14 protein-coding genes are annotated in these 13,850 nt (G+C 67.0%); 3 read left to right on the top strand and 11 right to left on the bottom strand.

The annotated features are described in order from the left end of the window. Positions 1-8: 8 nt before the first annotated feature. The 6 genes from FHR21_RS00650 to FHR21_RS00625 all read right to left on the bottom strand — a co-directional run bounded on the left by FHR21_RS00650 (position 9) and on the right by FHR21_RS00625 (position 6,814). On the bottom strand, positions 9-968 hold the full coding sequence (locus tag FHR21_RS00650; protein ID WP_184094283.1) for a ParB/RepB/Spo0J family partition protein: 960 nt from the start codon (positions 966-968) through the stop codon (positions 9-11). Further along, positions 969-1,751, bottom strand: coding sequence for a ParA family protein (locus FHR21_RS00645; RefSeq protein ID WP_184094281.1), 783 nt, complete (start codon positions 1,749-1,751; stop codon positions 969-971). It lies immediately after the preceding gene. Positions 1,752-1,753: 2 nt separating this feature from the next. Beyond that, on the bottom strand, positions 1,754-2,410 hold the full coding sequence (rsmG, locus tag FHR21_RS00640; protein WP_420825265.1) for a 16S rRNA (guanine(527)-N(7))-methyltransferase RsmG: 657 nt from the start codon (positions 2,408-2,410) through the stop codon (positions 1,754-1,756). Between the two features lie 464 nt (positions 2,411-2,874). Further along, positions 2,875-4,737 (bottom strand): tRNA uridine-5-carboxymethylaminomethyl(34) synthesis enzyme MnmG, encoded by a 1,863-nt coding sequence (gene mnmG / locus FHR21_RS00635; RefSeq protein WP_184095505.1) that lies wholly within the window; start codon positions 4,735-4,737, stop codon positions 2,875-2,877. A gap of 440 nt (positions 4,738-5,177) precedes the next feature. Further along, the gene (gene mnmE, locus FHR21_RS00630; protein WP_184094279.1) at positions 5,178-6,509 is read right to left on the bottom strand and encodes a tRNA uridine-5-carboxymethylaminomethyl(34) synthesis GTPase MnmE; all 1,332 of its coding nucleotides are present in this window, start codon (positions 6,507-6,509) and stop codon (positions 5,178-5,180) included. 8 nt (positions 6,510-6,517) lie between these two features. Beyond that, entirely contained in the window at positions 6,518-6,814 is a 297-nt protein-coding gene (locus FHR21_RS00625; RefSeq protein WP_184094277.1) for a DUF6489 family protein, read from the bottom strand. Between the two features lie 103 nt (positions 6,815-6,917). Between FHR21_RS00625 and FHR21_RS00620 the strand changes: the two genes are divergently transcribed. Genes FHR21_RS00620 through FHR21_RS00610 form a run of 3 tightly spaced genes read left to right on the top strand, consistent with a single transcriptional unit; the run spans position 6,918 to position 9,607 of the window. After that, positions 6,918-7,616, top strand: coding sequence for a dienelactone hydrolase family protein (locus FHR21_RS00620; RefSeq protein ID WP_184094275.1), 699 nt, complete (start codon positions 6,918-6,920; stop codon positions 7,614-7,616). A gap of 35 nt (positions 7,617-7,651) precedes the next feature. Next, positions 7,652-8,011 carry a nuclear transport factor 2 family protein gene (locus tag FHR21_RS00615; RefSeq protein ID WP_184095503.1) on the top strand — a complete coding sequence of 120 codons (360 nt, stop codon included), beginning with the start codon at positions 7,652-7,654 and terminating at the stop codon, positions 8,009-8,011. Between the two features lie 3 nt (positions 8,012-8,014). Continuing rightward, positions 8,015-9,607, top strand: coding sequence for an FMN-binding glutamate synthase family protein (locus FHR21_RS00610; protein WP_184094273.1), 1,593 nt, complete (start codon positions 8,015-8,017; stop codon positions 9,605-9,607). Between the two features lie 3 nt (positions 9,608-9,610). Here the strand turns inward: FHR21_RS00610 and FHR21_RS00605 are convergent, their stop codons facing one another. The 5 genes from FHR21_RS00605 to hemE form a co-directional block, all read right to left on the bottom strand. Next, positions 9,611-9,997 (bottom strand): DUF1489 family protein, encoded by a 387-nt coding sequence (locus FHR21_RS00605; RefSeq protein ID WP_246426985.1) that lies wholly within the window; start codon positions 9,995-9,997, stop codon positions 9,611-9,613. A 94-nt stretch (positions 9,998-10,091) separates the two neighbouring features. After that, positions 10,092-10,814, bottom strand: coding sequence for a YjbE family putative metal transport protein (locus FHR21_RS00600; RefSeq protein WP_184094269.1), 723 nt, complete (start codon positions 10,812-10,814; stop codon positions 10,092-10,094). 23 nt (positions 10,815-10,837) lie between these two features. After that, positions 10,838-12,094 carry a transcription termination factor Rho gene (gene rho, locus FHR21_RS00595; protein ID WP_184094267.1) on the bottom strand — a complete coding sequence of 419 codons (1,257 nt, stop codon included), beginning with the start codon at positions 12,092-12,094 and terminating at the stop codon, positions 10,838-10,840. Positions 12,095-12,285: 191 nt separating this feature from the next. Continuing rightward, positions 12,286-12,735: a CopD family protein gene (locus FHR21_RS00590; protein WP_184094265.1), complete on the bottom strand. Its 450-nt coding sequence runs from the start codon at positions 12,733-12,735 to the stop codon at positions 12,286-12,288. 14 nt (positions 12,736-12,749) lie between these two features. Then, on the bottom strand, positions 12,750-13,778 hold the full coding sequence (hemE, locus tag FHR21_RS00585) for a uroporphyrinogen decarboxylase (protein ID WP_184094263.1): 1,029 nt from the start codon (positions 13,776-13,778) through the stop codon (positions 12,750-12,752). Positions 13,779-13,850: the final 72 nt, after the last annotated feature.

Here is a 13,850-nt window from a genome sequence, read left to right as displayed (position 1 = left end):
CCGCGTCCTCAGATCCCCTCGCCCGACAGCCGCTGGCAGATCATGTCGAGCTGGTCGAGCGACGCGAATTTCAGCGTCAGCGCGCCCTTCCCGCCGCCGGCATATTGGATCGCGACGCCGATCCCCAGCAGTTCGGACAGGTGGCGTTCGACCGCGACGATATCGGGGTCGCGCCCGACGCCGTCCATGCTCTTATATTCCATCGGCGCCTTGCGCCCACCGCCGCGCGCCTCGCGCACCAGCGCCTCGACCGCGCGCACCGACAGCCCGTCCTTGACGACCTTGCGCGCGATCGTCTCGGCGTCCTCGGCGCCGATCAGCGCGCGCGCGTGGCCCATCGCCAGCGACCCGTCGCCGACCAGCGCCTGCACCGCCTGCGGCAGGTCGAGCAGCCGCATCAGGTTCGCGACATGGCTGCGCGACTTGCCGACCAGCTTTGCCAGCGCTTCCTGGTCATGGCCGAAATCCTCGATCAGCTTGCGATAGGCGCTCGCCTCCTCGATCGCGTTCAGATCCTGCCGCTGGATATTCTCGACCAGCGCGATCTCATAGGTCGCGGCATCGTCGAGCTCGCGCACCAGCGCCGGAATCTGGTGCAGCCCGGCGCGCTGCGCCGCGCGCCAGCGCCGCTCGCCGGCGACGAGCTGATAGCCCTCGCCGCCCGGCGCGCGCCGCACGATGATCGGCTGGAGCAGCCCGCGCGCACCGATCGATTCGGCGAGTTCGGCGATCGCGGTCTCGTCGAAATGGCGACGCGGCTGACCGGGCAGCGGCCGGATCGCGCCGACCGAAATATGCTGCACCGCGTCGCCCGGGGCGGCGGGCGATGCGGGCCGCGCCGCGCCCGGCGACGCCAGCACCGGCGATTCGACCGCCGCGTCGCCGAACAGCGCGTTCAGCCCGCGACCGAGTCCCGTCGGCCGCTTGCGCGTCGACGATGCTCCACTTTCCTCTTTATTATCCGTCATTTAAGCAGCCTTGCGAACATTGGGCAGGCGGTCGATCAGCTCGCGCGCGAGCGCGATATAGGCGGCCGACCCGGCGCAGCGATGGTCATAGATCAGCGCCGGCAGCCCGTGGCTCGGCGCTTCCGACAGGCGGACGTTGCGCGGGATGACCGTTTCGAACACCACCGGGCCGAGTACCTCGCGCACATCGTCCGACACCTGGTCGGTCAGCCGGTTGCGCCGGTCGAACATGGTCAGCGCGACGCCGAGGATGAAGAGCTGCGGGTTGAAGCGCCCGCGCACCCGTTCGACCGTGGTCAGGAGCTGGCTCAGCCCTTCGAGCGCGAAAAATTCGCATTGCAGCGGTACGAGCAGCGATTCGGCGGCGATCAGCGCATTGAGCGTCAACATGCCGAGCGACGGCGGGCAGTCGATCAGGCAGATGTCCCACTGCCCCGCCTCGGCGGCAGCGAGCGCCTGCTGCAACCGATGCAGCCGGTCCTGATATTCGACCAACTCGATCTCGGCACCCGACAGGTCGACCGTCGCGGGGACGATATCGAGCCGCGGCACCGTGGTATGCACCGCGCAATCGGTCAGCGTCGCCTCGGCGCGCAGCAGGTCATAGCTCGAAAATTCACGCTGCGCCTGGCTGATCCCCAGTCCGGTGGAGGCATTGCCCTGCGGATCGAGATCGATGAGCAGCGTACGCCAGCCGGTCGCCGCAAGCGCGGTGGCCAGATTGATCGCGGTCGTCGTCTTGCCTACCCCGCCCTTCTGGTTCGCGACCGCGATCCTGATCATGATTATCCTCGCTTTTTCGGCACGATCCGGCCCCCCAACCGACCGGCGCCGACCAATATCCGGCTCTCCGCATCGGTGCGGCTCTGTTCCACGTGGAACAGACTTTGCCATGGCCGCGGCAGCAATGCCAGTTCCTTAACCGCATTTCGCCCCTTGGGCAGCAGCCAGCGCGTCGATTCGGTGGAAAAACGGGCGGATAAGTCGATGAGCTTGTCGAGCGGTGCGAACGCACGCGCGCTGATCGTCGCCGCGGAGCGGGTTTCGACCGCTTCGAGCCGCGCCTCGACCACCTCGACATGGTGCAAATCGAGGTCCTCCGCCACCGCACGCAGAAATTCGCAGCGCCGCTTGCGCGATTCGACCAGCATCAGCGGCCGCTCGCTCAGAATCGCAACCACCAGCCCCGGCAGCCCCGGCCCGCTCCCCAGATCGAGCCACAGCCCGTCGCCGTCGCGATCGAACGCCAGAAGCTGCGCGCTGTCGGCGATATGTCGCACCCACAAGGTCGGAATCGTCGACGCCGCGATCAGATTCTGGCGCGCATTCTCGGCCACCAGCATCGCCGCGAACCGCTCGAGCCCCGCCCACGCCGCGGGCGTCGGATCGAACGTCGCGCGCAACCAGTCCCGCGCCGCCGCCTCATCGTCGATTATCGTCACCACCCCGACAAAGCCCTTCCGTCGTCATTCCCGCGCAAGCGGGGAATCGCGCTTCTTCTTCGCGCCTTTGCGTGAGATTTCTCGGAACTCACGCAAAGGCCCGAAGAACAGACTTGTTTAGAGCATCGAGCCTCAAATCTGACCCATCGTCCCGTTCGTGTCGAGACACCCATCGGTATGACGCAAGGCCGATGGGTGTCTCGACTTCGCTCGACACGAACGGATAACGGCACGCCTGCTCTAAAGCGGCGTGCGTTAATTCTGCATCACCCTTTCTTCCGTTCGTGCTGAGCTTGTCGAAGCACCGTCCTTTTTCTTGCTACGCTTGAAAGAAAGAACAGCCCTTCGACAAGCTCAGGGCGAACGGGGATGAGTGATGCAGGTTTACGGCACGCCGCTCTAACCAATCCGCCGCACAACGCCCTCCTTAATATCTTTATGTGAGAATTTCCCACCCTCAAGAATCAAGCCGCGCGCCGCCGGCTATGCACCATGATCGCGGTCAGCGCCGCGGGGGTCACCCCGTCGATGCGCGCCGCCTGCCCCAGCGTCTCGGGCCGCGCCTTCGTCAGGCGCTCGACCATCTCGCGGGACAGCCCACCGATCGCGCCATAGTCGAGCGCGGGGTCGAGCATGATCGCCTCGTTCGCCGCCAGCGCGCGCAGCTCGGCCTCCTGCCGCGCGACATAGGGGGCATAATGTGCGTCCTCGGCCAATTCGGCCCGAATCGCCGGCTTCACATCCGCCAGCCCGGGCGCCAGCTCCGCCAGGCGCGCCATGGTGACCCCGGCAAAGCGCAGCAGGTCGACCCGCCGGCGCGCCACGCCGTTGCCGGGCAGCGTCAGGCCGAGCGTCGCATAGTCCGCGCTCGCGGCGGGCGCATCGAGCAGCGCCGCCGCCCTCTCCCGCTCCGCCATTCGCGCCGCGAACAGCGCCGCGGTCGCGGGCCGCACCAGCCCCAGTTCGATCCCCGCCGGGGTCAGCCGCGTCGCCGCATTGTCGGCGCGCAGCCGCAGCCGATATTCGGCGCGCGCGGTCAGCATGCGATAGGGTTCGCTCACCCCCTGCAACACCAGATCGTCGACCATGACTCCGATATAGGATTCGGATCGGTCGAGGATCAGCGGCTCGCAGCCCTGCACGGCCAGCGCCGCATTGGCGCCCGCGACCAGCCCCTGCGCCGCCGCTTCCTCATAGCCGGTGGTGCCGTTGATCTGCCCCGCGCACCACAGCCCGGCAATCGCGCGAAGCTGCAACGTCCGGTCGAGCGCGCGCGGGTCGATATGGTCATATTCGACCGCATAGCCGGGCACGACCATCTCGACCCTCTCCAGCCCCCCGATCGTGCGCAGCATCGCCAACTGGACGTCGGCGGGCAGCGAGGTCGAAACGCCGTTCGGGTAGACGAGATGCGTGTCGAGCCCCTCGGGCTCGAGAAACACTTGATGCCCGTCGCGGTCGGCGAAGCGGTGGATCTTATCCTCGATCGACGGGCAATAGCGCGGACCCGCCGCGCCGATCGCGCCGGTGAACAGCGGCGAACGATGGAGATTGTCGGCGATGATCGCATGCGTCGCCGCGTTGGTGCGTGTGATCGCGCAGAAAATCTGCGGCACCGTCCGCCGGTCGTTCCACGTGGAACAGGTCCAGTCGCCGCTGTCCGACGGCTGTTCGTCGAGCTGTGCCCAGTTGATCGTCCGCCCGTCGAGGCGCGGCGGCGTCCCGGTCTTGAGCCGCGCCATCGGCAGATCGGCGCCGCGGAGCTGCTGCGCAAGCTTGTGCGCGCCCGCCTCGCCGATGCGTCCCCCCTCCATCCGCTCCTCGCCGCGGAACATCCGCCCGCCGAGGAAGGTGCCGGTCGCCAGCACCACCGCGCCTGCTGTCAGCGCGCTGCCGTCGCCGAGCACCAATCCCTCGACGCGCGATCCATCGGACGAGAGCGTCAGCGCCGCCGCCTCGCCCGCGATCACCGCGATGCCCGGCTCGGCCGCGAGCAGCGCCTGGATCGCATGGCGATAGAGTGTCCGGTCCGCCTGGATGCGCGGCCCCTGCACCGCCGCGCCCTTCGACGCGTTGAGCATGCGGTAATGAATCGCGGCGGCATCGGCCGCGCGCGCCATCCAGCCGTCGAGCGCGTCGACCTCGCGCACCAGATGCCCCTTGCCGAGCCCGCCGATCGCCGGGTTGCACGACATGCTCCCGATCAGCGCCGGGTCGAAGCTGACCAGCGCCACCCGCGCGCCGAGCCGCGCCGCGGCCGCGGCGGCCTCGGTCCCGGCGTGCCCGCCGCCGACGACGACGACATCGAATGGTGCGCTGCTCCGCATGATCGCGGCGCCCATAAATCCATCCGGTGCACAGCGCCAAGCAAAATCTCACGCACAGGCGCAAAGACTGCGAAGACCGGGCGGGTCTTCTTCGCGCCTTCGCGCCTGCGCGTGAGATCATGAATATCCTTTGGAACGCCGAGTTGTAAATCTGCCCGTTCGCCCCCGCCTTCGCGGGGGCAGGCTCCGAGCTTGTCGAAGGGCCGTTCTTTCTTTCAGGCGTCGCTAGAGGAAGGACAGTGCTTCGACGAGCTCAGCGCGAACCGGTTTGAATGATGCCGATTTTGCGTGCGTCGCTTCGGGCCGGTCCGATTAATCTTCCCATAAAGACACCATGATCGGCACGCACTTTCGATCGATTCGCGCCCTCCTTGTGTTTTTGTGCGAGTCAAAATGGGGCTGCGCTCGGCGCTCCTGCCCGCCGCGTTTCACGTGAAACATCATTTCCCGATGCAGAACCGTCCGAACAGCGCATCCAGCATATCCTCCACCCCGGCCCGCCCGGTGATGCGATCGAGCGCACCCGCTGCAAGGCGCAGGCGCTCGGCAAGCAGGATCAGGTCGCTCGCTTCCTGCGATCCCGCCGCGACCGTCAGCCACTCGCGCGCTTCCGCAAGCGCCGCGCGCTGGCGCGCGCGCAGCGCCGCCTCGCCTTCGCGCGGCAGCAGCGTCCGCGCCCGGTCGACGATCGCGCGGTGCAGCGCCGCCATCCCCTCGCCAGTCGTCGCGGACAGAATCAGGTCGGCATGCGCCGCCTCGGCTTCGGCCGCCGCGTCGCCGCGCCAGCGGTCGGCCTGCGCTGCGATCCGGATCGCGCGCGGATGCGCGGGCGTCGCCTCGGGCGGGCCGAGCCACAGCAATATATCCGCCGCCGCCACCGCCGCCTTCGCCCGATCGATCCCGATCGCCTCGATCGCTTCGGCACCTTCCCCGCGCAATCCGGCCGTGTCCGAAAAGCGCATCGCGATGCCGTCGAGCGCGAGCGGCGTCTCGATCACATCGCGCGTCGTCCCCGCGACCGGCGACACGATCGCCAGCTCCCTTTTAGCCAAAGCATTGATTAAAGTGGATTTTCCAGCATTTGGCGGTCCCGCGATCACCACCGACAGCCCCTCGGCGATCACCTCCGCCGCCGGCCGCGCCAGCCATTCGCCCAGCTCGCCGGCCAGCGCCGCCATCCCCGTGACCGCACGCTGCGCGGCACTTTCACCAACTTCCACATCGCCTTCGTCGGAAAAATTCAGCTCCGCCTCCGCCCCCGCCATCAGCGCGAGCAGCCGCTCCTGCCAGGCCGCGACGGCGCGCGAGACATGCCCGCTCGCCAGACCCAGCGCCTGCACGCGCTGGCTTTCGGTCTCGGCGGCGAGCAGGTCGGCCAGCCCCTCTGCCTCGGCCAGGTCGATGCGGCCGTTCAGGAAGGCGCGGCGGGTGAATTCCCCCGCCTCGGCGCGCCGCAGCCCCGGCAGCGCCGCCAGCTCCGCCTCGACCGCCGCCACCACCGCGCGGCCGCCGTGCAGGTGCAGCTCGGCCAGATCCTCGCCCGTTGCGGTCGCGGGGCCGGGAAACCACAGGATCAGTGCGCGGTCGAGCGCGCCGCCGTCCGCGCGGCGCAGGTCCGCGAGCGACGCGCGACGCGGCGGCGGCCGCCGCCCGGCAAGCGCCTTCAGCGCCACGCCCGCGCGGGGTCCGCTGATCCGCACGACCCCGATCGCCGCCGGCGGCACCCCGCTCGACAGCGCGAAGATCGTGTCGCTCGCGCCCTTCTCCTGCAATTTTCCGTTCAGCCCTTGCGCCCCCGCGCCGGCTTGTCCCCGCTTTCCTTGTCGGCCGCTTTCGCCGCGCCGCCCATCAGGCCGCCGCCGAACTGGCCGAGCAACGACTGGACGAGGCCCAGGCCGCTCTCGCCCATCGGCACCCAGCCCTTGACCATCGCCTGCACCATGTCGGGGGTGATGCCTTTCGCCATCAGCTCCTTGACCCGGCTCAGATAAATCTCGTGCAGCGGCTCGAGGTCGGGCAGCCCGAACAGGCGCCGCGCTTCTTCGGGCGTGCAATCGATCTCGATATTGAACTTCATGCCCCTTCTCCTGCCCGAATGCGGGTGTTGGCGCTTGAGCCGCGCTCCCGGCGCCGCTAGCTTCGCGTTTTCACCGTCAAGAAGCAAGAGCCAGGAGAGCCTCATGTCCCCGACCAACACGTCCATCCCCGCCCTCGACGGCGAAGGCGACATTCCCGCCTATGTCGCGCGCCCCGACGCCGACAGTTCCCGCGCGATCATCGTCATTCCCGAAATCTTCGGCGTGAACGCGGGCATTCGCCAGAAATGCGACGATTGGGCGGCCGAAGGCTATCTGGCCATCGCGCCCGACATCTTCTGGCGCTTCGCCCCCGGCGTCGAGCTGAATCCCGACGTCGAGGCGGAATTCCAGAAAGCGCTCGGCTATTTCGGACAATATGACGCCGACCTGGGCGTCAAGGATATCGAAGCGTCGGTCCGCTGGCTGCGCGGCCAAGGCACGAACCGGATCGGCTGCGTCGGCTTCTGCCTGGGCGGCCGCCTCGCTTATATGGCGGCGACGCGCACCGACGTGGACGCATCGGTCGGCTATTATGGCGTCATGATCGACACGATGCTGAACGAAGCCCATGCGATCTCGAACCCGCTAATGCTGCATATCCCGACCGAGGATCATTTCGTCGATCATGCCGCGCAGCAGAAGATTCACGAGGCGCTCGATCCCAATCCGAAGGTGACGCTCCACGACTATCCCGGTCTCGACCACGGCTTCGCGGCGACCAGCGGCAATCGCCGCGACGACGAGGGAGCCAAACTCGCCGATGGACGCACCCGCGCCTTCTTCGCCGGGACTTTGGCGTGAGCGCCCACCCGGGGCTCGCCGCCTGGCACGCCTATATGGCGGCCGGCGGCGACCCGCAGGCGCTCCGGGCGCTGCTCGCCGAGGATGCGGTGTTCCACTCGCCGGTCGTCCACACGCCGCAAGAGGGGCGCGACAAGGTGTTCGCCTATCTCCACGCGGCGAGCCACGTCCTCGGCGGCGACAGTTTTCGCTATCTGCGCGAGATCGTCGACGGCGATCAAGCCTGCCTCGAATTCGTCTGCGAACTCGACGGCATCCAGATCAATGGCGTCGACATCATCCGCTGGGACGCCAACGGAAAGATAGAGGATTTCAAGGTCATGGTGCGGCCGCTCAAGGCGATCAACAAGGTATGGGAAAAAATGGCGACGATGCTCGCGGCGCAGGCTCGTTAGATCATGCGCCGCTGGCTCGCCTTTCCCGTCCTGCTCCTGCTCATTGCCCTCGCCGGCTGGTGGGCGCCGGCACGCTGGACGCTGATCGCCTGGGTGCCGCTTCTGCTGCTCGCCATCTACGACGCGGTGCAGCGGCACCATACGCTGTGGCGCAACTATCCGCTGATCGCGCGCGTGCGCTGGATGTTCGAGGCGCTGCGCCCCTTCCTCTACGCCTATATCGTCGAAAGCCCGCTCGACGGCCGCCCCTTCGCCCGCAACGAGCGCGACATCGTCTATGCGCGCGCCAAGCGCGATCTCGACGCCCATCCCTTCGGCACCGAACTGGACGTCTATTCGGACGAATATGAATGGATGAGCCACAGCATCGCCCCCGTCGAGGAGCACGACCGGACACGGCGCGCGCGGGTCGGCACCGCGCAATGCGCGCGACCTTATGACGTCGCGCTGCTCAACATCTCGGCGATGAGCTTCGGCTCGCTCGGCGCGCGCGCGATCGAGGCGCTCAACCTCGGGGCCAAGACCGGCGGCTTCTATCACGACACCGGCGAGGGCGGCTTCAGCCCCTATCACCGCGCGCATGGCGGCGACATCGTGTGGGAACTCGGCAGCGGCTATTTCGGCGCGCGCGACGGCACCGGTCGCTTCGACCCCGAACGCTTCCGCGACACGGCGCAGATCGACCAGGTGCGGATGATCGAGATCAAGCTGAGCCAGGGCGCCAAACCCGGCCATGGCGGCGTCCTGCCGGGCCCCAAGGTCAGCGCAGAGATCGCGGCGACACGCGGCGTCCCGCAGGGAGTCGACTGCATCTCGCCCGCCGCCCACTCGGCCTTCGCGACCCCGATCGAGCTCGTCGAATGGGCGGCAAGGCTGCGCGAGCTGTCGGGCGGCAAGCCGGTCGGGATCAAGCTGTGCGTCGGCCAGCCGCACGAAGTCTATGCCGTCATGAAGGCGATGCTCGAAACCGGAATCCGCCTCGACTACATCGTCGTCGACGGCGCCGAAGGCGGCACCGGCGCCGCGCCGGTCGAATTTTCGAACCGCGTCGGCATGCCTTTGCGCGAAGGGCTGATCTTCATGCGCAATGCGCTCGTCGGCTGCGGGTTCAAGGAGGATATCCGCCTCGCCGCCTCCGGCAAGGTGCATTCGGGCGCGGGGCTGGCGGTCAATTGCGCGCTCGGCGCCGACTGGTCGAATGCCGCGCGCGCCTTCATGTTCTCGCTCGGCTGCGTCCAGTCGCTCAAATGCCACACCGGCGAATGCCCGACCGGCATCGCGACGCAGGACCCGGGGCGTCAGCGCGGTTTGGTGGTCGAGGACAAGGCCGAACGCGTCCGCCGCTTCCAGGCCGCCACCGTATCTTCGTTGTGGGACATCACCGCCGCGATGGGGCTGGAAACGCCGTGGCAGATCCGTCCGCATCATCTCCACGAACGCCAGAATGCGACGCGATCGGATTCGATCGACCGCATCTACAGCTTCTATCCGCGCGGCATCCTGCTCGACGCGCCCGATTCGGTCGCCAGCGCCCGCTATTGGGCGATGGCGCGCGCCGACAGCTTCCGCGCCGCGATCGAAGGCACGCCGGGTTGACGGCTAGATCAGGCTGAGCTCGGCCAGCTCACGATAGAGGTGTGGCGGCAGATCGGCGATGCCGCTCGCATCGTCGTCGGCGCTGGGCGCATCGCCGTCCGTCAGATAGCGCCAGCCCTGGTGCGCGCGCCTGGGCTGTGGATGCACGCGCTCGAGCGCCGCGGCGCAGACGATGTCGATCCGCCCGTCGTCGCGATCCTCGAAGCGCAGAATCTCGACCCGCGCCACCAGCGTGTGGCGGACGATGAAATGCAGCTTGCCGCCGATCAACTCGTCGGCGCGCTTCGGCCGCATCCGCGTCGCAAAGCGGATTTCGCCGCCCCCGGCGCGCGCCGCAATCCGCGCCGCGAGCGCCGGATAGTCCGGGCAGCCGACGGCGACGCGGGTCATGTGGAGCTGGGCCATATCGGGCAGATGGGAAGCCGATACGAAAAAGCCAGCCCTTCGCCAGGCTGGCTCTTCGTTTTCGGGGCCGAAAGGCCGATCAGCCGAACAGCGTTCCGACGCCGACGCTGGGGTCGATCCAGCCTTCGTGGATCATCTTGACCGCGACATAAAGGATCACCGCGAGGCCGATATAGGCAATCCAGCGATAGCGTTCGATATATTTGGCGATGATGTTCGCCGCGATGCCCATCAGCGCGACCGCGAAGATCAGCCCGACGATCAGGATTCCCGGATGCTCGCGCGCGGCGCCCGCGACCGCGAGCACATTGTCGAGGCTCATGCTGACATCGGCGACCGCGACCGCCCAAGCCGCGGCGGCGAAGCTCTTCGCGGGCTTCAGGCCCGAATGCTCGTCGCCCTCGACCTCGGGCGAGCCGCCCGAATGGCCGCTTTCGCGCAGCTCGCGCCACATCTTCCACGCGACCCAGATCAGCAGCAGGCCACCGACGAAGATCAGCCCGACGATCTGCATGAGCTGGGTGACGACGAGCGCGAAGGCGATGCGCAGCACCAGCGCCGCGAGGACGCCGATCAGGATCACCTTCTTGCGCTGCGCCGCGGGCAGGCCCGCCGCCAGCGCGCCGACGACGATGGCATTGTCGCCGGCCAGCACGATGTCGATCATCAGCACCTGAAAGAAGGCGGCGAGCGCGGCCGGTTCGGTGATGTTGGAAAAATCGTTGACGATATGCGCCCAGATTCCGTCGGGGCCGCCGAGTGCCGGCGCCGCGGCGCCCGCCGTCATCAGAAGATCAAGCATGATCGGTCAACTCGCCCCGCCGCTTACTGGTTCATCGATTCGAAGAAATCTTCGTTGGTCTTGGAATCCTTGATCTTGTCGAGCAGGAATTCCATCGCATCGACGGTGCCCATCTGCATCAGGATGCGGCGCAGCACCCACATCTTGGACAGCTTGTCCTTCTCGACCAGCAGCTCTTCCTTGCGGGTGCCCGACTTGCCGACGTCGAGCGCGGGGAAGATGCGCTTGTCGGCGACCTTGCGGTCGAGAACGATTTCCGAATTGCCGGTGCCCTTGAATTCCTCGAAGATCACCTCGTCCATGCGGCTGCCGGTGTCGATCAGCGCGGTCGCGATGATCGACAGCGAACCGCCCTCCTCGATGTTGCGCGCGGCGCCGAAGAAACGCTTCGGACGCTGGAGCGCATTGGCGTCGACGCCGCCGGTCAGCACCTTGCCCGACGACGGCACCACCGTGTTGTAGGCGCGGCCGAGCCGGGTGATCGAGTCGAGCAGGATGACGACGTCCTTCTTGTGCTCGACAAGGCGCTTCGCCTTCTCGATCACCATCTCGGCCACCTGGACGTGGCGCTGCGCGGGTTCGTCGAAGGTCGACGAAATGACCTCGCCGTTGACGCTGCGCTGCATGTCGGTGACTTCCTCGGGGCGCTCGTCGATCAGCAGGACGATCAGGAAGACCTCGGGATGATTGTCGGTGATCGCCTTGGAGATATTCTGCAGCAGCACCGTCTTGCCGACGCGCGGCGGCGCGACGATCAGCGCGCGCTGACCCTTACCCTGCGGGCTGACGAGGTCGATGACCCGCGCCGACTTGTCCTTGACCGTCGGGTCGATCGTGTCGAGCGACAGCTTCTGGTCGGGATAGAGCGGGGTAAGATTGTCGAAATTGACGCGGTGTCGGACGACCTCGGGGTCGTCGAAATTGACGCTGACCAGCTTGGTCAGGGCGAAATAACGCTCGCCGTCCTTGGGCGCGCGAATCTCGCCCTCGACCGTGTCGCCGGTGCGCAGGCCATATTTGCGAACCTGGTTCGGCGAGACATAGATGTCGTCGGGGCCGGCGAGATAATTGGCCTCGGGGCTGCGCAGAAAGCCGAAGCTGTCGGGCAGAACCTCGATCGTGCCGGACCCGATGATCTCCTCGCCCTCTTCGGCGAGTTCCTTGAGGATCGAGAACATCAGATCCTGCTTGCGCAGCGTCGATGCGCCCTCGACGCCCAGCTCTTCGGCCATTTCGACCAGCTGGGCGGGGGACTTTCTCTTGAGTTCTTTAAGATGCATGGATGGATTCCAGGTAATGAAATTCGGGAGAAAACTGGACTAATTCGTTGCACCGGCCGGTGCCTATCCGGCCGGGGGACGGCCGTTCGCGATAGTTCGGCGCCAGGGAAGCGCCGCCCGCAAAGCGCGGTGTTGACCGGCCCCTAACTTTCGGGCCGGTTCAAGTCAATCGGCTCGCGACAGAGCGCGGGTCAGAACGGCCTGACGACCGCCAGGACAACCACGATCGCCGCGACGACGCCCGGAACCTCGTTGAGCAACCGCAGCCGCTTTTCCGAAAGCGGCCGTTCGCCGCGTTTCAGCTTCTTGAAATAGCCGATCAGCCAGCCGTGATAGCCCGAAAGGCCGAGCACGAGCAGCAATTTGGCGTGAAACCAGCCCTCGCTCCAATAGCCGCCGCTGAAGGCGAGCATCAGCCCGAGAATCCAGACGATGACGATCGACGGATTGAGGATGATCCGGCGCAGCCGGTCCTCGCGCTCGATCCACTTCTTGTCCTCGTCCGACCCGACCGGGCATTGGTGATGATAGACGAAGAAGCGCGGCATCATGAACAGGCCCGCCATCAGGAAGATGACGAAAATCACATGCGCCGCCTTGACCCACAGCATCGTCACCCCCAGAAAACCTGCCAATTCCATTGCTGTCCCCCGCCTTAGTGGCCGCGTACGCGCCGGATCAGATGCTCGACATGGGCTATGGGCGTGTCGGGCACGATGCCATGGCCGAGATTGAAGATATGGGGGCGAACGGGAAAAGCCGCAAGGATGCGGTCGATCGCCGCATCGAGCGCCGCGCCGCCGGCGACGAGCACAAGCGGGTCGAGATTGCCCTGTACCGGCAGATGCGCTGGCAGCGCCGCGTCGGCCCAGGCGGGATCGACCGTCTCGTCGAGCCCGATCGCATCGACCCCCGTCTCGTCGGCATAGGCGGCGAGCTTGCCGCCCGCGCCCTTCGGAAAGCCGATGACCGGCGTGTCGGGGTGCAGCGCCTTCAGTCGCTCCACGATCTCGGCATTGGGCGCGATCACCCAGCGCTCGAACTGCGCCGGGCTGAGGCTGCCCGCCCAGCTATCGAACAATTGCACCGCCTCGACCCCCTGCTCGATCTGGCCCGACAGGTAAGTCACGGTAACATCTATGATCGCGTCGACGATCGCTTGAAAGGCCTGTACGTCGCCGAATGCAAGCCGGCGCGCCGCGGCCTGGTCCTTCGACCCCGCGCCGGCGACCATATAGGTGGCGACGGTCCAGGGGCTGCCGGCAAAGCCGAGGAAAGTGGTTTCGGCGGACAGCGCCGCCGCGACACGCGCGACCGTCGCATAGACGGGATCGAGCCGCTGCGGTGCCGCTTCGAGCACGGCGAGCGCGGTGTCGACAAGCGGCGGTGCGAGCCGCGGCCCCTCGCCGGCCTCGAACCACAGACGTTGTCCCAGCGCGTGCGGCACCACGAGGATATCGGAAAACAGGATCGCGCCGTCGAAACCGAAACGCCGGATCGGCTGCAGCGTCACCTCGGCCGCCGCCTCGGGATCGTAGCAGAGCTCGAGGAACCCGCCCTTGGTCTCCCGCAGCGCGCGATATTCGGGCAGATAGCGTCCGGCCTGGCGCATCAGCCACAGTGCGGGCCGCTCCTGCCGCACCCCGCGCAGTGTCGCCAGCAAGCTCTTCGGTGACGCCTTCACGCGGCCCCTCTTTCTTCTCTCATCATATAGATTGAATAGATTGTGGTGGTTGTTGGCAGGCGGAAAGTGGGG

This window comes from Sphingopyxis panaciterrulae (genome assembly GCF_014199295.1).
Classification (GTDB): domain Bacteria; phylum Pseudomonadota; class Alphaproteobacteria; order Sphingomonadales; family Sphingomonadaceae; genus Sphingopyxis; species Sphingopyxis panaciterrulae.
The sequence above is the reverse complement of the archived record's forward strand: the minus strand, read 5'-3'. Positions and strand labels throughout refer to the sequence as shown.